The organism is Cellulomonas sp. zg-ZUI22, assembly GCF_017353535.1.
Classification (GTDB): domain Bacteria; phylum Actinomycetota; class Actinomycetes; order Actinomycetales; family Cellulomonadaceae; genus Cellulomonas; species Cellulomonas wangleii.
On the sequence record NZ_JAFMUZ010000001.1, the window covers coordinates 1,129,757 to 1,150,230 of the forward strand.

16 protein-coding genes are annotated in these 20,474 nt (G+C 74.6%); 9 read left to right on the forward strand and 7 right to left on the reverse strand.

Annotated elements, in window-relative coordinates; genetic code table 11:
• Positions 1-212 precede the first annotated feature (212 nt).
• On the forward strand, positions 213-1,619 hold the full coding sequence (locus J1G43_RS05110; protein WP_089798188.1) for a glutamate decarboxylase: 1,407 nt from the start codon (positions 213-215) through the stop codon (positions 1,617-1,619).
• A 19-nt stretch (positions 1,620-1,638) separates the two neighbouring features.
• Complete coding sequence (locus J1G43_RS05115; protein WP_207378080.1) at positions 1,639-3,285, forward strand: APC family permease; 1,647 nt, start codon at positions 1,639-1,641, stop codon at positions 3,283-3,285.
• A 103-nt stretch (positions 3,286-3,388) separates the two neighbouring features.
• On the opposite strand, the gene J1G43_RS05120 is transcribed toward J1G43_RS05115, so the two are convergent.
• Both J1G43_RS05120 and J1G43_RS05125 read right to left on the reverse strand, forming a co-directional pair.
• The gene (locus J1G43_RS05120; RefSeq protein WP_374191785.1) at positions 3,389-3,817 is read right to left on the reverse strand and encodes an alpha/beta fold hydrolase; all 429 of its coding nucleotides are present in this window, start codon (positions 3,815-3,817) and stop codon (positions 3,389-3,391) included.
• Between the two features lie 276 nt (positions 3,818-4,093).
• Positions 4,094-4,264 carry a heme biosynthesis protein HemY gene (locus J1G43_RS05125; RefSeq protein WP_207370143.1) on the reverse strand — a complete coding sequence of 57 codons (171 nt, stop codon included), beginning with the start codon at positions 4,262-4,264 and terminating at the stop codon, positions 4,094-4,096.
• 90 nt (positions 4,265-4,354) lie between these two features.
• On the opposite strand from J1G43_RS05125, the gene J1G43_RS19560 reads away from it, so the two are divergent.
• Complete coding sequence (locus J1G43_RS19560; protein WP_307859481.1) at positions 4,355-5,218, forward strand: DUF2599 domain-containing protein; 864 nt, start codon at positions 4,355-4,357, stop codon at positions 5,216-5,218.
• A gap of 17 nt (positions 5,219-5,235) precedes the next feature.
• On the opposite strand, the gene J1G43_RS05135 is transcribed toward J1G43_RS19560, so the two are convergent.
• On the reverse strand, positions 5,236-5,895 hold the full coding sequence (locus tag J1G43_RS05135) for an MBL fold metallo-hydrolase (RefSeq protein ID WP_207339305.1): 660 nt from the start codon (positions 5,893-5,895) through the stop codon (positions 5,236-5,238).
• A gap of 205 nt (positions 5,896-6,100) precedes the next feature.
• Between J1G43_RS05135 and purL the strand changes: the two genes are divergently transcribed.
• A complete protein-coding gene (gene purL / locus J1G43_RS05140; protein ID WP_207370145.1) occupies positions 6,101-8,500 on the forward strand; it encodes a phosphoribosylformylglycinamidine synthase subunit PurL in 2,400 nt (799 codons plus the stop codon).
• Positions 8,501-8,590: 90 nt separating this feature from the next.
• On the opposite strand, the gene J1G43_RS05145 is transcribed toward purL, so the two are convergent.
• Both J1G43_RS05145 and J1G43_RS05150 read right to left on the reverse strand, forming a co-directional pair.
• Positions 8,591-9,124 (reverse strand): flavin reductase family protein, encoded by a 534-nt coding sequence (locus tag J1G43_RS05145; protein WP_207339303.1) that lies wholly within the window; start codon positions 9,122-9,124, stop codon positions 8,591-8,593.
• The gene (locus J1G43_RS05150) at positions 9,121-9,690 is read right to left on the reverse strand and encodes an NADPH-dependent FMN reductase (protein ID WP_207378081.1); all 570 of its coding nucleotides are present in this window, start codon (positions 9,688-9,690) and stop codon (positions 9,121-9,123) included. The genes J1G43_RS05145 and J1G43_RS05150 overlap by 4 nt, the downstream gene beginning before the upstream one ends.
• Positions 9,691-10,001: 311 nt before the next feature.
• On the opposite strand from J1G43_RS05150, the gene J1G43_RS05155 reads away from it, so the two are divergent.
• The 5 genes from J1G43_RS05155 (at position 10,002) to gdhA (ending at position 16,744) form a co-directional block, all read left to right on the forward strand.
• On the forward strand, positions 10,002-11,486 hold the full coding sequence (locus tag J1G43_RS05155; RefSeq protein WP_207378082.1) for an RNB domain-containing ribonuclease: 1,485 nt from the start codon (positions 10,002-10,004) through the stop codon (positions 11,484-11,486).
• Positions 11,487-11,521: 35 nt separating this feature from the next.
• Complete coding sequence (locus J1G43_RS05160) at positions 11,522-12,334, forward strand: M15 family metallopeptidase (protein WP_207378083.1); 813 nt, start codon at positions 11,522-11,524, stop codon at positions 12,332-12,334.
• Between the two features lie 74 nt (positions 12,335-12,408).
• A complete protein-coding gene (gene rsgA, locus J1G43_RS05165) occupies positions 12,409-13,509 on the forward strand; it encodes a ribosome small subunit-dependent GTPase A (RefSeq protein ID WP_207339299.1) in 1,101 nt (366 codons plus the stop codon).
• Between the two features lie 225 nt (positions 13,510-13,734).
• A complete protein-coding gene (locus tag J1G43_RS05170; protein ID WP_207378084.1) occupies positions 13,735-15,135 on the forward strand; it encodes a glycoside hydrolase family 6 protein in 1,401 nt (466 codons plus the stop codon).
• A gap of 271 nt (positions 15,136-15,406) precedes the next feature.
• Positions 15,407-16,744, forward strand: a complete 1,338-nt coding sequence (gdhA, locus tag J1G43_RS05175; protein WP_207370147.1) for an NADP-specific glutamate dehydrogenase — start codon at positions 15,407-15,409, stop codon at positions 16,742-16,744.
• A 136-nt stretch (positions 16,745-16,880) separates the two neighbouring features.
• Here gdhA and trpS read toward each other — a convergent pair whose 3' ends face one another.
• Both trpS and J1G43_RS05185 read right to left on the reverse strand, forming a co-directional pair.
• A complete protein-coding gene (trpS, locus tag J1G43_RS05180; protein WP_207378085.1) occupies positions 16,881-17,981 on the reverse strand; it encodes a tryptophan--tRNA ligase in 1,101 nt (366 codons plus the stop codon).
• A 157-nt stretch (positions 17,982-18,138) separates the two neighbouring features.
• The gene (locus J1G43_RS05185) at positions 18,139-20,385 is read right to left on the reverse strand and encodes an MMPL family transporter (protein WP_207370149.1); all 2,247 of its coding nucleotides are present in this window, start codon (positions 20,383-20,385) and stop codon (positions 18,139-18,141) included.
• Between the last annotated feature and the right edge of the window lie 89 nt (positions 20,386-20,474).

Here is a 20,474-nt window from a genome sequence, read left to right on the forward strand (position 1 = left end):
CCGAGCCGTGGTCGGTCGGGGAGGTGCCGGCCGGGGTGACTGCTCGGGACGTGCAGGCCCGCGCGTCGAGCCACTCGGCCGCGGCCGAGAGGAAAGCCCCTCCACCCGCGCGAGAACTAGGACCTTCGGGCAGGAATCCGATCCTGGGACCAGGCATATCGTGAAAACACGGGCTCGCGCCCGCGAGCTCGTAGCTCACAGGGGGAACCACCATGGTTACGAACACTCGCCGAGCGGCTCGTCGCCACGACGAACCCGACGTGGTCGAGCTGAACCCGGTCTTCGCCCGTCCGGGCGAGGCCACGGCTGTCCCGAAGTTCAGACTGCCGGACGAGGAATCACTACCGGCCACGGCCTACCAGATCGTCCACGACGAGGCGATGCTGGACGGCAACGCTCGCCTCAACCTCGCCACGTTCGTGGGCACGTGGATGGACGAGTACGCGTCGCGGCTGTACCTCGAGGCCGCCGACAAGAACATGATCGACAAGGACGAGTACCCCCAGACGGCGGCCGTCGAGACGCGGTGCTGGACGATGCTCGCCGACCTGTGGCACGCGCCTGACCCCGAGCACACGATCGGGACCTCGACGATCGGCTCGTCCGAGGCCGCGATGCTGGGCGGTCTGGCGCTCAAGCGGCGCTGGCAGCACGCGCGGCGTGCCGCCGGGAAGCCCACGGACCGGCCCAACCTCGTGCTGTCCAGCGCGGTGCAGGTGTGCTGGGAGAAGTTCTGCAACTACTTCGAGGTCGAGGCGCGCTACGTGCCGATCTCGTGGGACCACAAGGTCCTCGACGGGCACGACCTGGAGAAGTACGTCGACGAGAACACGATCGGTGTCGTCGCGATCATGGGCGTGACGTACACGGGCATGTACGAGCCGGTGAAGCAGATCGCCGCCGCGCTCGACCGCATCCAGGAGGCGACGGGCCTCGACGTCCCGATCCACGTCGACGGCGCGTCGGGTGCCATGGTCGCTCCGTTCGTCCAGCCCGACCTGGAGTGGGACTTCCGCGTCGAGCGGGTCGCGTCGATCAACACCTCCGGCCACAAGTACGGCCTGGTCTACCCGGGTCTCGGGTGGGTGGTCTGGCGTGACCTGGAGTCGCTGCCCGAGGACCTCGTCTTCCGGGTGTCGTACCTCGGCGGTGACATGCCGACGTTCGCGCTGAACTTCTCGCGGCCCGGTGCTCAGGTCCTGCTGCAGTACTACCTGTTCCTCCGCCTCGGCCGGGCCGGGTACACGGCGGTCCAGCAGACGTCGCACGACGTCGCGCGCTACCTGGCGGACGAGATCGCGAAGATGCCGGCGTTCGAGCTGTGGAACGACGGCTCGGACATCCCGGTGTTCGCCTGGCGGCTGCGCGAGGGGTACACGACGAACTGGAACCTCTACCACCTGTCCGACCGTCTGCGCACCAAGGGCTGGCTCGTCCCGGCGTACCCGATGCCGGACGACCTCCCCGACGTCACGGTGCAGCGGATCGTGGTGCGCAACGGGTTCAGCCACGACCTGGCCTCGGCCTTCCTGGACGACCTGCGTGAGGAGGTCGCCTACCTCGATGCCCTCACCGGACCGATGCCCACCGAGAGGCAGCGCTCCGGCTTCCACCACTGACGCACGGACGGAGGCTGTCATGTCGACCACCCGCAGCGTCCCCGTGCCCGGGGACGCTGGAACCTACGTGCGTGCCGACGGCACGCACGCCCCCAGTGCTGATCACGTCACGCCGCACCCCTACGGAGAGCCCGGGGCGCGGCAGCCCGCCGGTCACTCCGGGCCCGCCATCGGTGCGCCCGCGGCCGGCCCCGCGACGTTCATGTCCGTGCTCCAGCTCTCGATGCTCACGGTCGTGGTGGTGGCGTCCTTGCGGTCGCTGCCGGCGATCGCGACGTACGGGCTGGGGTCGGTGACCCTCTTCGTCCTCCCCGCGATCCTGTTCCTCGTGCCGACCGCGCTCGTCGCGGCCGAGCTCGCCACGGGGTGGAAGGGCGGGATCTTCACCTGGGCGCGCGAGGCGTACGGCGAGAGGGTCGGATTCCTCGCGATCTGGCTGCAGTGGATCCAGAACGTCGTCTGGTACCCCACGCAGATCGCGTTCATCGCGGCCAGCCTGTCGTTCGTCGTGGGCGACCAGCGGCTCGTCTCCAACGGTGTCTACACGGCGGTCGTGATCCTCGTCCTGTACTGGGGCTCGACCCTCATCACGCTCGCCGGAGGCAACCTGTTCGCCAAGGTCGGCTCGTGGAGCGGCATCTTCGGCACGCTGCTGCCGGCGCTGCTCCTGATCGTCTTCGGCGGCATCTGGCTGGCCACCGGCGAACCGTCGCAGACCCCGCTGGAGGTGTCGGCGGTGATCCCGCCCTGGACGGGCATCGCGTCGATCGTGCTCATCGTGTCGAACGTGCTCGCGTACGCCGGCATGGAGGTCAACGCGGTCCACGCCAACGACCTGAAGAACCCCGGCAAGGGTTTCCCCCGGTCGATCGCGGCCGCGACGGTCCTCATCCTCCTGGTGTTCATCCTGCCGACCATCGCGATCTCCGTGGCCGTCCCGAAGGGCGACCTCGGGGTGACCAACGGCATCAACCTCGCCTTCCAGCAGTTCTTCGACCACTGGGGCATGGCCTGGGGCACGCCGGTGGTCTCGCTGCTCATCGCGCTCGGGGCGTTCGCGTCGGTCGTCACGTGGATCGCGGGACCCTCGCGCGGGCTGCTCGCCGCGGCCCACACCGGCCTGCTGCCCCCTGCCCTGCAGCGGCGCAACAAGGCCGGGGTGCAGGTGGGCATCCTGATGGTGCAGGGCGGGATCGTCACGCTGCTGGCGCTGCTGTTCGTCCTCGTGCCGAACGGCAACACCGCCTTCATCGCTCTCGTCGACATGGCGGCGGCGCTCTACCTGATCATGTACATGATCATGTTCGCGTCGGCGATCCGGCTGCGTCGGACCCAGCCGCAGGTGGTGCGGACGTACCGCACGCCCGCGATGAAGCTCGTCGCGGGTGTCGGGTTCGTCGCCTGCGCCGTCGCGTTCGTGCTGGCGTTCATCCGTCCGTCCGGCTTCACCGGGCTGTCGGAGGTCGCCTACCCGCTCGTCGTCGCGGCCGTCGTCATCGTGCTCGGCGGTCCGCCGCTGCTGTTCTACGCGCTGCGGCGCCCCGGGTGGGACCGCCGTACGACGGCTGAGCGGGCGACGAGCGACAACGTGCTGGTCAATCCCGTCGCGGACCCCGTCACACCCGGCGGGACCCCGACGCCGACGGGCACGACCGCCGGAGGCTGACCTCCGGGCGGTGGTCGTGATGTCATGCCGACCGCCCCGACCGATCGTGGTCGGTCGGGGCGGTCGCGTGCCTGCGGGGACGGCCGCTCGGGACGTGCGTGCTTCAGGCACGCACCTGCCCGAGCACGGCCGCGGCGACGTCGGCCGGCCGGTGCTCGGGCAGCCAGTGGTCGGCGTCGAGATCGACGCCGGTGCGAAGAACCGGTCCCGACGGGCCGAGACGTACGTCGTCGGGACCCGGACGGCACGCGCGGTCCCCGACCCGGCGAGCGGGAGCGCGCGGTACCACGCGATCACGGCGGTGAGCGCGCCGGGCGCCGTCGTCGGCGAGCAGAGCGCGCTCGGCGGCGTCGAGCAGCGCCACGACGTCCGCGACGAGCTCGCGCACCGCGTACGGCCGGCGCCCGCGCGGGCGGGCGCCGGGGGAGTAGCCGCGCTGGTCGGGCACGAGCGTGCGCACGCCGGCGTCCGTCGGGAGCGGCACGACGGCGTCGTACGCTGACGCGTCCTGCGGGAACCCATGGAGCAGCACGACGACCGGCGTGTCACCCGGCCCGTGGTCGCGTACGTCGAAGGCGAGACCGTCGCGCCGACCATCCGGTCGCAGAACGTGGTCGGGCCCGGCGTCGTTGCGGGAGGGCGGCCACGTGGCGAGCGGGTTAACCGTTATACCTGAGAGAGGTCAACGGCCTCTCGACGCGGTGACACGTGCGTGCGGGGGCGCCGTGACGGGCCACGGCGGCGACAGCCCGGCGCGCGCTCAGCGCCGTGGGCTCGCGCGATCCGGTGCCGGCGCGGGCCGGGGTGCTCAGCCGTGCCGCAGCATCCACTCGTGGTCAGGGTCCCGGCCGCCGTCGGGGTCGGGCACGGGGCGCACGTCCACGCTCGCCACCATGTCCTCGAGCGCGATCGGCTCCGGGAGCCGGCGGAACTCCTGCCGCTCGGGGTCCGGCACGTGGCCGGGCTCGGTGCTCGACATGACGGTCCCTTCGTCGGGTGCCACGCAATCTGCCACCCGGGGGGCGCGGTGTCCACGCCTCACCGTGCTGCCCGACGGTACGGTCGCGGCGTGGGTGCGCGCGCGGTGGGCCGGGACGGTACGGCCCGCGGCGTCCTCGCGTCGCGTGCCGCGTGGGCGGCGGTCGCCGCGGTCGTCGTGGCCGGGCTCACCGCCGGGTGCGGTCCGGACGGCGGCGCGCCGGTGACGCCGTCGACCCCGGCGGTGAGCACGGCCCCGACGTCGACCGGCACCCCGTCCGCCGCCGCCGGCCCGGTGCTCCCGGACGCCGGCAGCGTCCGGCGGGACGGGTCGCCCCTCGCCGACGCCGCGCGGCCCGGTCACGACGCCGGGTCGCTGCTGCCCGTCGACGGCGGCGACCTGCAGGTCGTCGACCAGGGCGACGGGTCCGTCGCGGCGACCGTGCAGGGCCCGCCCGGGGCCCTCGCGTGGGTCGCCCCGCCGCCCGGCGGTCGCGGCAAGGTGCAGACCGACGGGTCGCTGACCCTGCACGACGAGGCCGGGACGGTCGTCGCGGCGCTCGCGGCCCCCGTCGCGGCCGACGGCACCCGCGCCGCCTGGCGTCCCTCCGGCGACGTGGTGGCGCTGGACGGGCCGACGGGATCGGCGTCGTTCGTCGTGGGGACCGTGCCGCTGGAGGGCGCGACGTGGGGCGAGAACGAGGGCGGCAGGTCGCTCGCCGTCGTCCCGGCCCCGTGGGTGCGCGACGGCGGCCTGGCCGCGCAGCAGGCGCTCGCCTCCCAGCTCTCGGCCACCGAGCCCGAGGCCGCGTCGCCCTCGATGCAGGCCCAGCTGTGGTGCCACGTGCTCGGCGCGCGCGACAAGGCGTCGTGGAACCTCGAGCCGTGGCGGCCCGAGGTGCCGACGACCACGCTGCTCGCCACCCGCTGCAACCCCACCGACGACGACGCCTGAGCGGACGCCGCGCAGGGTCAGTCGTCGTCGAGCGTCAGGCTCTCGCCCGGCGCCAGGCGCCGGTAGCCCGTCGGCGGGACGAGCTGCCCCACGACGCGGTCCACCAGCGCGAGCCCGTCGTCGTTGAGGATGCCGTGGTGGATCGCCACGGCGAGGGCCGGGCGGACGAGGCGCACGTAGTCGACGGCGTCCGCGAGCCTGAGCCACGGCGCGCTGACCGGCACGCACAGCACCTCGACGTGGGTGCCCGGCGGCGGCGGCGTGAACGAGTCCCCGGGGTGCAGCACGACGCCGTCGACCAGGTAGGCGAGGTTGGGGATCCGGGGGATGTCGGGGTGGATGACGGCGTGCCACTCGCCCAGCGCCTCGACCGGGAAGCCCGCGGCCTCGAACCGGTCCCCCTCCACGACCACGTGCAGCCGTGCGAGGTCCGCGCCGGCGGCCACCAGCTGGTCGACGACGCCGGCCGGGGCCCACACCTCCAGGCGGGGCGAGTCGTCGAGCGCCGCGAGGAGGCGCGGCGGGTCCACGTGGTCGGGGTGCTCGTGCGTCACGAGGACGCCCGTCGCGCCCGCGAGGGCGTCGGCGTCGCTCCAGGTGCCGGGGTCGATGACCAGCACCTGGTCGTCGCGGTCGAGGCGGACGCAGGCGTGGCCCAGCGAGCGGATGGTGGTCACGGTTCCTCCTCCGGCGCCCGCGGGATGCGGGTGGTCGCTGCGACGAGAGTGCCGTGACGGGCGGGTTCGCGCCAGGTGGCCCGACGTGGACACCGGGCCCGTCGGCTGCCCGCACGCCGGTACGCTGACCGGGTCTGCCGACCTGCGGCGCGGGACCTGCGCGGGCGAGCCGCCCCTGCGGACCCGGCCTCCACCGAGGGAACCGATGACCACCGCACCTGCGCGCCCCGACGTCCCGTCCGCCCCGCATGCGTCCGACACCGTCGAGCACGCCGCGGCCACCCCCGGGACCGAGCAGCCGTTCGCCGAGCTCGGCCTCAAGCCCGACGAGTACCAGCGCATCCGCGACATCCTCGGGCGCCGCCCCACCGCGGCCGAGCTCGCGATGTACTCCGTCATGTGGTCCGAGCACTGCTCGTACAAGTCGTCGAAGGTGCACCTGCGGCAGTTCGGCGAGAAGACCACGCCGGCGATGAAGGAGCACCTGCTCGTCGGCATCGGCGAGAACGCGGGCGTCGTCGACATCGGTGACGGCTGGGCGGTCACCTTCAAGGTCGAGTCGCACAACCACCCGTCGTACGTCGAGCCCTACCAGGGTGCGGCCACGGGTGTCGGCGGCATCGTGCGCGACATCATCTCGATGGGTGCGCGTCCCGTGGCGGTCATGGACCAGCTGCGGTTCGGCGCCCCGGAGCACCCGGACACCGCGCGCGTCGTGCACGGGGTCGTCGCCGGCGTCGGCGGGTACGGCAACTCCCTGGGCCTGCCGAACATCGGCGGCGAGCTGGTGTTCGACTCCTGCTACCAGGGCAACCCGCTGGTCAACGCGCTGTGCCTGGGCGTGCTGCGCCACGAGGACATCCACCTGGCCAACGCCTCGGGCGTCGGCAACAAGGTCGTCCTGTTCGGTGCGCGCACCGGCGGCGACGGCATCGGCGGCGCGTCGATCCTGGCGTCGGAGACGTTCGACGACACCAAGCCGTCCAAGCGCCCGTCGGTGCAGGTCGGCGACCCGTTCATGGAGAAGGTGCTCATCGAGTGCTGCCTCGAGCTGTACGCGGCACGCGTCGTCGAGGGCATCCAGGACCTGGGCGCGGCCGGCATCTCCTGCGCGACGAGCGAGCTCGCGTCGAACGGTGACGGCGGCATGCACGTCGACCTGGAGAACGTGCTGCTGCGCGACCCCACCCTGACGGCCGGCGAGATCCTCATGTCCGAGTCGCAGGAGCGGATGATGGCCGTGGTCCGGCCCGAGAAGCTCGACGAGTTCCTCGCCATCACGTCGAGGTGGGACGTCGAGACCGCCGTCATCGGCGAGGTCACCGGCACCGGCAGGCTGACGATCGACCACTTCGGGCAGCGGATCGTCGACGTCGACCCGAAGACGGTCGCGCACGACGGCCCGGTCTACGACCGCCCGTACGCGCGCCCCGCCTGGCAGGACGGGCTGGTCGCGGACTCCGTGAGCACCCCCGAGGGTGCGGCGCGCTACGCCCGACCGTCGGGCGGCGACGAGCTGCGCGCCACGCTGCTGCGGCTGCTCGCCTCGCCCAACCTCGCCTCCCCGGCGTGGGTGACCGACCAGTACGACCGGTTCGTGCAGGGCAACACCGCGCTCGCGCAGCCCGACGACTCCGGGGTCGTGCGCGTCGACGAGACCACGGGCCTGGGCGTCGCGCTGGCCACCGACGCCAACGGCCGCTACACCAAGCTCGACCCGTACACCGGTGCGCAGCTCGCGCTCGCCGAGGCGTACCGCAACGTCGCCACCGTCGGCGCGCGGCCCCTGGCCGTCACCGACTGCCTGAACTTCGGCAGCCCCGAGCACCCCGACACCATGTGGCAGCTCGTCGAGGCGATCCGCGGGCTCGCGGACGCGTGCCAGGTGCTCGAGGTGCCGGTGACCGGTGGCAACGTCTCGCTGTACAACGGCACGGGGGAGCCCGGCCAGATCGACTCCGCGATCCACCCGACGCCCGTCGTCGGCGTGCTGGGCGTGCTCGACGACGTGGCCGACGCCGTGCCGTCGGGGTGGACCGCTCCCGGGCAGGCCGTGTACCTGCTGGGGACGACGCGTGCCGAGCTCGACGGCTCCGCCTGGGCCGACGTCGTGCACGACCACCTCGGTGGCGTGCCGCCGCGCGTCGACCTGGACGCCGAGCGCCGTCTGGCGCAGGTGCTCGTCGCCGCCGCGCGGGACGAGCTGGTCGACGCGGCGCACGACCTGTCCGAGGGCGGCCTGGGCCTCGCGCTCGTCGAGTCGAGCCTGCGGTACGGCGTCGGGGTGCAGGTCAGCCTCGACGCGCTGTGCGAGCGCGACGGGCTGACGCCGTTCGAGGCGCTGTTCTCGGAGTCGCAGGCCCGCGCGGTCGTGGCGGTCCCGCGCTCGGAGGAGGTGCGCCTGCTCGACCTGTGCACCGCCCGCGGCGTCCCGGCCCTGCGGCTGGGCGAGACGGCCGAGACCTGCACCCTGGGTGCCGGCACGCCGGTCGACGACGACGACCACGTGCACGCGGCCGCGGTCGAGGTGAGCGGCCTGTTCACCCTGCCGCTGACCGAGGCCCGCGCGGAGTGGGAGGCCACCCTCCCGCGCCTCTTCGGCTGACGGACCGCCCCGCCCTCGGGTGACGGAGCGACCCGGTCACACCCAGGCTGCCTGGGCGCGACCGGGTCGCTCCGTCACGTCCGGGCGGGGTCAGGTGGTGAGGCGGTGGTAGACCCGGTCGCGGTAGACGAGCGGGCGCGCGCAGCTCACGCCGTGGCTGAGGGCCCGCAGCGAGACCAGGTGGCTGTCGCCGACGGGGGTGCGCTGGACGACCCGTCCGCGCACCCACGCCTGCGCGCCGTCGACGACCGGCTCCCCGGTCGGCAGCGGCGTCCAGCCGCCGGCGGCGAACCGGTCGATCCCCGAGGTCGCGAACCGCGTCGACACGTCCTGCTGGCCCTCGGCCAGGAAGGACACCGCGACGGTGGTCGCCCGGGACAGCGCGGGCCACGACGACGACCCCGACGCGAGCGAGAACGCCAGCAGCGGCGGCGCGGCGGACACCGAGATGACGGACGTCGCCGTGAAGCCCACGAGCCGGTCACCGTCCCGCAGGGTGACGACCGCGACGCCGGCGGCGTGCCGGCGGAACACCTGCTTGTACTCGTCGGGTGTGAGCGTCGGCTCGTCGTGCTCGGCCAGGAGGCGTTCCAGGTGGTGCAGGTCGTGGGTGCTCGTGCTCATCGCGCCACCTCCAGGGCGCGGGTGCGGTCCGCGCCGACGGCCCGCCGCAGCGGGTCCTCGGCGCGCTGCCACCAGCGCTCGACGACCGGTGCGACGTCGGCCAGCTCCGCGTCCAGCAGCGTGAGGGACCGGGTGGGGACCGTGGCGCCGAGCTCGACCAGCACGGGCCGCAGGTGCACCTCGCCGACCAGCGCGTGGGCGGCGGAGGCCGAGACGACCAGCGGTACGGCGACGGCCCCGGCGAGGCCGTCGGGGCCGTACAGGTCGAGGAACGACTTGAGCAGGCCCGTGAACGACGCCTTGTGGACGGGGGTGGCGACGACGAGGACGTCGGCGTCCGCCACGGCCCGCAGCGCGGCGTCGAGGTCGGGGGTGCGGGGCTGCGCGTGCAGCGCGGGCGCCAGCGTCGCGAGGTCCACGACGGACGCGGGACCGGCGGCCGCGCCGGCGGCGTCGAGCCGCGCGGCGAGCGTGCGGGCCAGGGCCGCGGCGGCGGCCAGCGTGCGGGATCCGGCGCGGGGGTTGCCGACGAGCGCGGCGACGCGCACGGGGTCGGGTCGGGGCATGGGTCTCTCCTGGGGCGTGGGCGGGTGCGCGGGGGTGCGCGCGACCGACCGGCGGGTCGGTGGCGCGGCGGGCGGGACGCGGGCGCCGGGACGGCGGGCGCGTGACCGCGGCGCCGACATCGGCGGTCGGCGGCGTGCCCCGTGGTGCTCATGCGGTCCCCCGTCCCGCCGGCCGGTGCGCGGCGTGGGTGCGTCCTGGCGTCGAGGCTAGGCACGCGGTCCGTAAAAGGGGATAAGAACGGTCTGCTTTCTTGCCTGGTGAGACGTCCCCCCGGTGCGCCCGGCGCGCCCGCAGCACCTACAGTGCCTGCGTGCCCGTTCGTCCCGTCCGCCTCCTCGCCCCTTCCGACGCCACGACGTCCGCCGTGACCGCGGGGCTCGCGGCCCTGCGGGAGGAGGTCGAGCTGCCGGGCGCCCACCCGCCCGACGTGCTCGCCGAGGCGCAGGAGGCCGCCCGACGCGGACCGGACGACGCGCGCGTCCCCGGACCGCGCGCGGACCGCACCGACGTGCCCTTCGTGACCGTCGACCCGGTGGGCTCGACCGACCTCGACCAGGCGGTCCACGTCGAACGGCGCGGTGCCGGGTGGCGGGTGCGGTACGCCATCGCCGACGTCGCCGCCTTCGTCGCACCCGGCGGACCGCTGGACGCCGAGACGCACCGCCGCGGCCTGACCTGCTACAGCCCCGACGGGCGCGTCCCCCTGCACCCGACGGTGCTCTCGGAGGGCGCCGCCAGCCTCCTGCCCGGGCAGGTGCGCCCGGCCGTGCTGTGGAGCATCGACCTCGACGCCGACGGTGAGCCCGTCGACGTCCACGTGGAGCGGGCGACCGTGCGCAGCCGGGCCCAGCTCGCCTACGGCGAGGTGCAGGACCGGCTCGACGCGGGCACGGCCGACGACCTCCTGCAGTCGCTGGCCGCCGTCGGCCGGCTGCGCGAGGCGCGCGAGCGCGACCGCGGCGGGGCGTCCCTCGACGTCCCCGAGCAGGAGGTGGTGCGCGCCGACGACGGCACCTTCGGCCTGCGGTTCCGCGCGACGCTGCCCGTCGAGGGCTGGAACGCGCAGATCTCCCTGCTCACCGGCATCGTCGCCGCCCGGCTCATGCTCGACGTCGGTGCCGGCGTCGTCCGGACGCTGCCGCCCGCCGACCCGCGGGACGTCGCGCGGCTGCGGCGCACGGCGCGCGCCCTCGACATCGACTGGCCCGACGACGTGCCCTACCCCGACCTGCTGGCGGGCCTCGACTCGCGCCTCGGCCCCCACGCCGCGTTCCTGCGGGAGGCCACCACGCTGTTCCGCGGGGCCGGCTACCGCACCTTCGGCCCGCACGAGGCGCCGCCCACCGGGCACGACGCGGAGCACGGCGCGATCCGCGCGCCGTACGCGCACGTCACCGCCCCGCTGCGCCGGCTCGTCGACCGCTACGGCACCGAGGTCTGCCTCGCCGCCGTCGGTGGTCACGACGTGCCGGGATGGGTGCAGGAGCAGCTGCCCGAGCTGCCCGCCACGATGTCGCGCACCGGGCGGCGCGTCGCGGCGTTCGACCGCGGGGTGCTGGACCTGGTCGAGGCCGCCGTGCTGGCGCCCCGGGTCGGCCAGGTGTTCACCGGTGTGGTGGTCGACGCGGACGAGCCGCGCGACGGCCGGGTGCGCGGCGCCCTGCAGCTGCGCGACCCCGCCGTCGTGGCCCCGGTGACGTCCGCGTCGGGCGTCCTGCCGCTCGGGGAGACGCTCGACGCTCGGCTGGACGAGGTGTCGGTGCCCCACCGACGGGTGACATTCGTGGCGCGGTGACGGATTCGTCCGGATTGCCCCTACGATCGGCGTCCATGACCCCTCGTCCCTGGCGCGGCATCCTGGTCGCCGGGTTCGTGGCGCTGGCCGTCGTGGGCATCGGCGGAGCCGCCACCGGGCTGTGGTCCGAGCTGGCGGGCGACCCGGCGATGCGCATCCAGGGCCTCACCGAGGAGGTGCCCTGGCACGAGGCCCTGCCCGTGCCGTCCTACGCGCCCGCGGCCGAGCCCGAGCCGGCACCGGAGCCCACGTTCGACCTGGCCACGCACTCCACGACGGACCCCGCGAGCCCGTGGGTGATCGTCAACAAGCAGCACCCCATCGCGGCGGACCACGTGCCGGGCGACCTCGTGGACGTGGGCGGGGCGCGGCTGCGGGCCGCCGTGCAGCCGGACCTCGCGGCGATGGTCGCGGCGGCGGACCAGGCGGGTGCCCGGCTCGTCGTGCGCAGCGGGTTCCGGTCGTACGCCGAGCAGGCCGCGGCGCGTGCCGACGTCGAGGGGCGTCGCGGGTTCGCGCACGCCGAGCGCTACTCGGCCCGCCCCGGGTTCTCGGAGCACGAGACCGGCCTCGCGGTGGACATCGACTCCGGGACGCAGCCGGAGTGCAACCTGCAGACCTGCTTCGCGCAGACGGCCGAGGGCCGGTGGCTCGCCGAGCACGCCTGGGAGCACGGGTTCGTCGTGCGCTACACCGAGCAGAACACCGCGGTCACCGGGTACGCGCCGGAGGGCTGGCACCTGCGCTGGGTGGGCCGCGACCTGACCGCGTGGCTGCACGCCCAGGGCGTCGGCTCGCTCGAGGAGGCGTTCGGGGTCCCCGGAGGACCGGACTACCCCACCGGCTGAGGGCGTCGGGCCCGACGGCGCCGGGGGACGGAAAAGCCGTCGCCCGCGCGCGACGCCCGACCTACCGTCGAGGGGTGAGCACGTCCGCACCGCAGCCACCCGCCGGCGCGCCGCTGCGCGCCCGCGTCGTGCGGGCCGAGCGCGGTGCGGTCCTCGTCGTCCCCGACGCGGACCTGGGTGCGGTCGCACGGCGCGCGGAGTTGCCCCGCGACGGCCTGCTGCCGCTGCCCGACGGCACGCGCACGCCCCCGACCGTCGGCGACGTGGTCGACGTGGTCGGCGACGACGCAGGTGAGACGTGGCCCGCCGACGAGCACGCGACAGCACTGCACGCGACCGCCCTGCGCGCGACCGGCCTGCACCCGCGGCGCACGGCGGTGGTGCGCGACTCGGCCGGCCGCACGTCGCTCGAGCAGGTCGTCGCGGCGAACGTCGACGTCGTGCTCGTGGTCGAGCACCTGGATCCCGACCCGGACCTGGGGCGGGTCGAGCGGCTGCTGACCTTGGCGTGGCGTTCCGGCGCCCGGCCCGTCGTCGTGCTCACCAAGGCGGACCTCGTCCCGGACCCCGACGGCATGGCCGCCGAGGTGGCGCAGGTCGCGATCGGCGTGGACGTCCACGCGGTGAGCGTGCTGGACGGCGCGGGCCTCGAGCCGCTGCGGGCGCTGCTGGCGCCGGGCGTGGCGATCGTGGTGGTGGGGGCGTCGGGCGCGGGCAAGTCGAGCCTGGTCAACCGCCTCGCCGGCCGGGAGGTCATGGCGACGGGGGAGGTCCGCGTGGACGGCCGGGGCCGCCACACGACGACCCACCGGGAGCTGGTGCCCCTGGCCGACGGCGCGGTCCTCGTCGACACGCCGGGGCTGCGGGGGATCGGCCTCGTCGCCGCGCCCGAGGCGCTCGACGCGACGTTCGCCGACGTGACGGCGCTCGCGGCCGCGTGCCGCTTCACGGACTGCTCCCACGAGCGGGAGCCCGGCTGCGCGGTGCAGGCGGCCGTCGCGAGCGGTGAGCTGCCGGCCCGCCGGCTGGCGAGCTGGCGCAAGCTGGCCCGCGAGGCCGCCTACCAGGCCCGTCGCGCGGACGCGCGGCTCGCGGCCGAGGAGCGGGCCCGGTGGCGACGGATCACGCGCGACCACCACCGGGCGCTGCGGGGGCGCGGTGCGCCGCGGCCCTGACAGGGTGACGGGCGCGGCTGCCCCGGCGGGCACGTAAGCGGTTCGACGTCCGCCTGCCCGGGCAAAAACGATTAGGGCACGACCGTCCGCTCGCCAGGCCGCACCCCGCTCAGGTGTGATCGGGGAGTCGTTCGGGGACGGCGTCGAGGACGACGCCCCCCCGGGCGCGCCGACCGGCTCGCCGGCGTCGGCGTGCCCGACGCCGACCCGACCCGAGGAGAGTCCATGTCCCCCCGCACGAAGGTGGTCTCCACCACCCGGCGCAAGGTCGTCGCGGCCCTCGCCGCCAGCGCGGTCGTGGCCGCCGGAGTCACGGCGCTGACCTCGACCGCGGCGCAGGCCGCCGCCGGCTGTCGCGTCGACTACTCCGTGACGAGCCAGTGGCCCGGCGGCTTCGGCGCCACGGTGACCGTCACGAACCTGGGCGACCCGCTGTCGTCCTGGGACCTGCGCTGGTCGTTCGCCGACGGCCAGAGCATCCAGCAGCTGTGGAACGGGGTCGTCTCGACGACCGGTTCGCAGGTCAGCGTGAAGAACGTGCCGTGGAACGGCTCGCTCGGCACCAACGCCAACGTCCAGGTGGGCTTCAACGGCTCGTGGGCCGGCAGCAACAACGCCCCGACCTCGTTCACCCTCAACGGCACCACCTGCACCGGTGGCGTCGCGGGTCCGACGTCGAGCCCGACGCCCTCGGTCACCCCCTCCGTGACGCCCAGCCCGGTCGTCACCCCCACGCCGGTGATCACGCCCACGCAGAACCCGACGACGCCCCCGCCGGTGTCGAGCAGCCAGTTCCACGTCGACACGACGAACCAGTCGTACCGCGCGTGGCAGGCCGCGTCCGGCAGCGACAAGGCCCTGCTCGAGAAGATCGCGCTCACGCCGCAGGCGTACTGGGTCGGCAACTGGAACGACGCGGCGCACGCCCAGCAGGAGGTGCGGGACATCACCGGTGCCGCGCGCGCCGCGGGCAAGACCGCCGTCCTCGTCGTCTACGCCATCCCGGGCCGCGACTGCGGCTCGCACTCCGGCGGCGGCGTGTCGGAGTCCGAGTACGCGCGCTGGATCGACACCGTCGCCCAGGGCATCCAGGGCAACCCCTGGGTCGTCCTCGAGCCCGACGCCCTCGCGCAGCTCGGTGACTGCTCCGGTCAGGGCGACCGGGTCGGGTTCCTGCAGTACGCGGCCAAGGCACTGACGGCCAAGGGCGCCCGTGTCTACATCGACGCCGGGCACTCCGCGTGGCTCTCGACGACCGAGGCCGCGAACCGCCTCAACCGCATCGGGTTCAGCGACGCCGTCGGCTTCTCGCTCAACGTGTCGAACTACCGCACGACCGCCGAGGCCAAGGCCTACGGGCAGGAGATCTCGCGCCTGACCGGTGGCAAGACGTTCGTCATCGACACGTCGCGCAACGGCAACGGCCCGGCGGGCTCCGAGTGGTGCAACCCCCGGGGCCGCGCCCTGGGTGAGCGCCCCACGCGGGTCAACGACGGCAGCGGCCTCGACGCCCTGCTGTGGATCAAGCTGCCCGGTGAGTCGGACGGTGCCTGCAACGGCGGGCCCGGTGCCGGCCAGTGGTGGCAGGAGATGGCACTGGAGCTGGCCCGCAACGCGAAGTGGTGACGCACCGCCACCGGCCGGTGGCGTGTCGATGACACGACCACCCACCGGTGCGCGGCGGCGCTGAGGCGCACGCGCACCGAGGACGAGGCCGCGGACACCCCGGACGGGGGTGTGTCCGCGGCCTCGTCGCGTCCGGGCCCCTGGCCACCGCGTCCGCGCCCGCCCGACCGGCACGTCGCTGACCACGGGTCGGACGTCCTGTCCCGTCCACAGGGACGCGACCTACGCTCGAGAGGATTCCCCGTCCTCGCTGAGCAGAGCGGAGCGACCCATGCAGGTACAGCTCGAGCGTGTCCTCGAACAGGTGCTCGCGCGCAACCCGGGTGAGCGCGAGTTCCACCAGGCCGTCACCGAGGTCTTCGAGAGTCTCGGCCCGGTGCTCGAACGGCATCCCCACTACGTGGACGCGGCCGTGCTCGAGCGCCTCTGCGAGCCCGAGCGGCAGATCATCTTCCGCGTGCCGTGGGTGGACGACCAGGGACGGGTCCGCATCAACCGCGGCTTCCGCGTCGAGTTCAACTCCGCGCTCGGCCCGTACAAGGGCGGCCTGCGGTTCCACCCCTCGGTGTACCTGGGGATCGTGAAGTTCCTCGGCTTCGAGCAGGTCTTCAAGAACTCCCTGACCGGCATGCCCATCGGCGGCGGCAAGGGCGGCTCCGACTTCGACCCGCGTGGGCGCTCCGACGGCGAGGTCATGCGGTTCTGCCAGTCGTTCATGACCGAGCTGTACCGGCACATCGGGGAGTACACCGACGTGCCGGCGGGTGACATCGGCGTCGGCGGCCGCGAGATCGGCTGGCTGTTCGGCCAGTACAAGCGCATCACCAACCGCTACGAGTCGGGTGTCATCACCGGCAAGGGCGTGACGTGGGGCGGTTCGCTGGTGCGCACCGAGGCCACGGGCTACGGCACCGTCCTGTTCGCCGAGCGCATGCTGGCCACCCGTGGCCTGTCGTTCGACGGCATGCGCGTCGTGGTGTCCGGGGCGGGCAACGTCGCGATCCACGCGATCGAGAAGGCGCAGTCCCTCGGCGCGCACGTCGTGGCCTGCTCGGACTCGCACGGGTACGTCGTCGACGAGGCGGGCATCGACCTCGAGGTGCTGAAGCAGGTCCGCGAGGTCGAGCGCCGACCCGTCGAGGAGTACGCGGCGCGCCGCAGCGGGGCGCACTACGTGCCGGCGGCCCGCGTGTGGCAGGTCGACGCGCAGGTCGCGCTGCCGTGCGCCACGCAGAACGAGCTCGACGAGAGCGACGCCAAGCGCCTGGTCGACGCGGGCCTGCTCGCCGTGGCCGAGGGCGCCAACATGCCGCTGACGCCCGAGGCGGTCGCGCTCGTGCAGGGTGCCGGCGTCCTCTACGCGCCCGGCAAGGCCGCGAACGCCGGCGGCGTGGCGACGTCGGCTCTCGAGATGCAGCAGAACGCCAGCCGTGACGCGTGGTCGTTCGAGCACACCGAGGAGCGGCTCGCGACGATCATGGCGCGGATCCACGACAACTGCGCCGAGACCGCGGAGCTGTACGGCGACCCGGGCAACTACGTGCTCGGCGCCAACATCGCCGGCTTCACCAAGGTCGCGGACGCGATGCTCGCTCTCGGCGTCGTCTGACCCGACCCGACCCGTCGACGAGGGCGGCCCGGCACCTGCCGGGCCGCCCTCGTGCGTCCCGGGGTCGCGTCCCCGGTGGCCGCGGCCCGGGCACGGTCGCGGACGTGCCGGGCCGACGACGTGTCCGAGCAGGCCGTCAGGACGTCTGCCGCATCGCCCGCCGGACGTCGGCCAGCGTCGCGTCGGCCTCCTGGGCGGCCCGCGCGGCCCCGCGCGCCAGGACGTCGCGCACGAGGAACGGATCGCGCGCCAGCTCGGCCCGGCGGGCCCGCACGGGCGCGAGGTGCGCGACGAGGGCGTCGGTGACGTACGCCTTGAGTGCGGCCGCGCCCCCGTCCGCGATCTCGTCGGCGAGGTCCTGCGGCGTCCGCGCGGACGCCAGCGCGCCCAGCAGCAGCAGGTTGGAGACCTCGGGGCGGTGTGCCGGGTCGTAGGTGATGGTGCGTCGGGCGTCCGTCCGGGCCCCGCGCACCGCCGCGGCCGTGGCGTCGGCGTCCGCGCGCAGCTCGATCGCGTTGCCGCGGCTCTTGCTCATCTTGGCCCCGTCCGTGCCCAGGACGAGCGGAGCCTGCGACAGGAGCGCGGTCGGCTCCGTCAGGACGGGCCCGTACCGGCGGGTGAACCGCCGCGCGACGGTGCGCGTCAGCTCCAGGTGCGGCAGCTGGTCGCGCCCCACGGGGACCAGCGTGCCGCGGACCGAGAGGATGTCCGCGGCCTGGTGCACGGGGTACGTCAGCAGCAGGGCGGACAGGGCGCGTCCGGACGCGGCGAGCTCGGCCTTGACCGTGGGGTTGCGGTCCAGCTCGGCGACGGTCACCAGCGAGAGGAACGGCAGCATGAGCTGGTGCACGGCGGGGACGTCCGAGTGCACGAAGACCGTCGTGGCCTCGGGGTCGAGCCCCGCGGCGAGGTAGTCGAGCACCACCTCCCGCACGGTCGCGGGCAGGTCCCCGGCGTCGTCCCGGTCGGTGATCACCTGGTAGTCCGCGACCACGACGAAGGTCTCGACGCCGTGCCGCTGCAGCGCGACGCGCGTGGCGAGGGTGCCGAACAGGTGCCCGACGTGCAGCGCGCCCGTGGGACGGTCGCCGGTCAGCACCCGGAAGGTCCCCGGGTCCCGCGCCAGCACCTCCTCGAGCGTCAGGACGTCGGGGCGGGCGTGGTCGGCGTGGTCCGGCCCGGGACGGGTTCCGGCGGCAGGAGCGGGGGACGGTGCGGAGCGGGCGGTGGTCGGCATGTCGGTGCTCTCCTCGGGGAGGAGCCGTCGCGCGGCCGCGCAGGGACCTGACGTGGACCCGCCGAGCCGCGTGAGCAGCTCGGCGGGTGACCCACGGCTGCGTCAGGGCAGCGGCCACCACATGACGTGGGTGCGGGTCGAGGTCATACCCGGGACGCTAGTGCGTGGGCACCGCCGCCTCAAGGGTCCCGGTGCGTGCCGATCCCGCCAGGGCCGGCCCGGTCGGGCGGCCACGCCACACGCGGTCGCCGAGGAGCGTCAGCAGCCCCGGCAGCAGCACCAGCCGCACGACGGTCGCGTCGACGAGGATGGCCACGGCCAGCGCCACGCCCAGCATCTTCAGCTCGAGCATGCTCGACGTGGCGAAGATCGCGAACACCGAGACCATGACCGCGGCGGCACTCGTGACGACACCCGCGGAGTCGGCGACGCCGTCGCGGACCGCCGCACCCGGGGCCACGCCACGCACCACCCGCTCCCGGACCCGGCTGAGGACGAAGACGTGGTAGTCCATCGACAGGCCGACCAGCACCACCATGACGAACAGCGGCACCCAGTCGATGACGAAGCCCGGCGCCGTGAACGCCAGCGGGCCGGCCAGCCAGCCCTCCTGGAAGACCAGGCGCAGCACCCCGAAGGCGACGCCCACCGACAGCAGGTTCAGCGCGGTCGAGACCAGGGCGAGCGGCACGCTGCGGAACGAGACGGCCATGGTCACGCAGGTCAGCAGCAGCACGACCCCGATCACCCAGGGCATCCGCTCGGACTGCCGCTGCGTGCGGTCGAGGTCGGCCGCGGGCCAGCCACCGACCACGGCCTCGACGTCCAGGCCGTCGAGCGCGGCCGGGACCAGGTCGTCGCGGACCTCGCGCACCACGTCGTCCAGGGCGGGGTCGGCGCTCTTCAGCGGCACGGCCAGGGTGAGGACGTGCGTGCGGCCGTCGTCCGCGGCCACGGGCGGGACGTCGCCGACGTCGGTGAACCGGCCCGTGGCCAGGGCGGCGGACTCCAGCGAGCCGAGTGCCGCCACGACCTCGTCCTGCTGCGCCGCGTCGCCGCGCACCACGACGTCGATCGTCTCCCCGCGCGACGGGAACGTCTCGGCGACCCGGGTGAGCGTGCCGACCTCCGCCACGTCGGGCGGCAGGGTGGCGAGGTCACCGCCGTGCAGCCGCATGCCCAGCGCGGGCGCCGCGGCGGCGAGCGTGACCACGCCGGCCACCACCACGGCGGCGAGCGGGTGACGCACCGCCGGACCGAGGACGCGACGGCTGACGGCTCCGGGGCCGATGCGGCGCTGCAGCCGCCACAGCAGGGGGACGCGTGGACGGTCGACGCGGTGCCCGAGGACGACCAGCAGCGCGGGCAGCACCGTCAGGGAGCCGACCACGGAGACGGCGACCACGGCGACGGCACCCGTCGCCAGCGACGAGAACGTCGCGAGCTGCAGCAGGTACAGCGCGGACAGCGACACCGCGACCGCCGCACCGGACACCACGATCGCGTGGCCCGACGTCTCGGCGGCGATCTCCACGGCGGCCGACGTGCTGCGTCCCCGGGCGCGCTCCTCGCGCTCCCGCTTGAGGTAGAAGAGCGTGTAGTCGACGCCGACGGCCATCCCGATGAGGACGACCATGCTCGCGACCGTCGGGTCGGCCGGCACGACGTGGGACAGCACGGCCGAGACCCCGAGCGTCGCGGCGACGGCGGACACCCCGAGCAGCACCGGGATCCCGGCGGCGACGACCGCGCCGAACGCCAGCAGCATGAGCAGCAGCGTGACCGGCAGCGACACGATCTCGGCCGCCACCAGGTCCTCGGCCACCCGCTCGTCGATCGCGGCCTGCAGCGAGACCTCGCCCGCCTGCTCGACGTCGAGGCCGGGATGGCGGTCGGCGACGTCCGCGACGGCCTGCGCGAGCGCGGTGACGTCGTCGGTCCCGTCGGCGAGCTCGACCGCGACGAGCACCGCGGACCCGTCAGGAGCGGGGACCGCGGGCGCGACCGCGGACACCTCCGCACGCCCGCTGAGGCTCCGGGTGAGGTCCTCGGCCCCGGCGAGGGTCGCGTCGAGGCCCGCCGGGCCCGCGGTGAGCAGGACCAGCTCGGTGTCCGCCTCGGCGAGCCCCGACTCCGCGACCCACGCCGCGGCGGTGCCCGAGCCGCCGATGCCGGTGTCCTCGTCCTGGATCGTCTGCGTGGGCACGAGCGCGCTGAGCGCCGCGCACACGACCACGAGGGCGAACCACCCACCGATGGCCCACGCGGGGTGGGTCGCGCTCCAGCGGGCGGCGCGGACGGCGACCCGGGAGACCGGGCCGTGGGCTGCGGCGCGGTGCGCGCTCCCGGCGGCCGGGTCGGGGGCGGGGCCGCGGGGCGGGGGACGGTGTCCGAGGGTGTGCATGGTGGCCTCCGGGGCTCGACGAGCGGTCGGGTCCCACGCTGGCCCGGCGGTGGGGTGCCGGTCAGGAGTGGCCGCACCCGGACGGACGG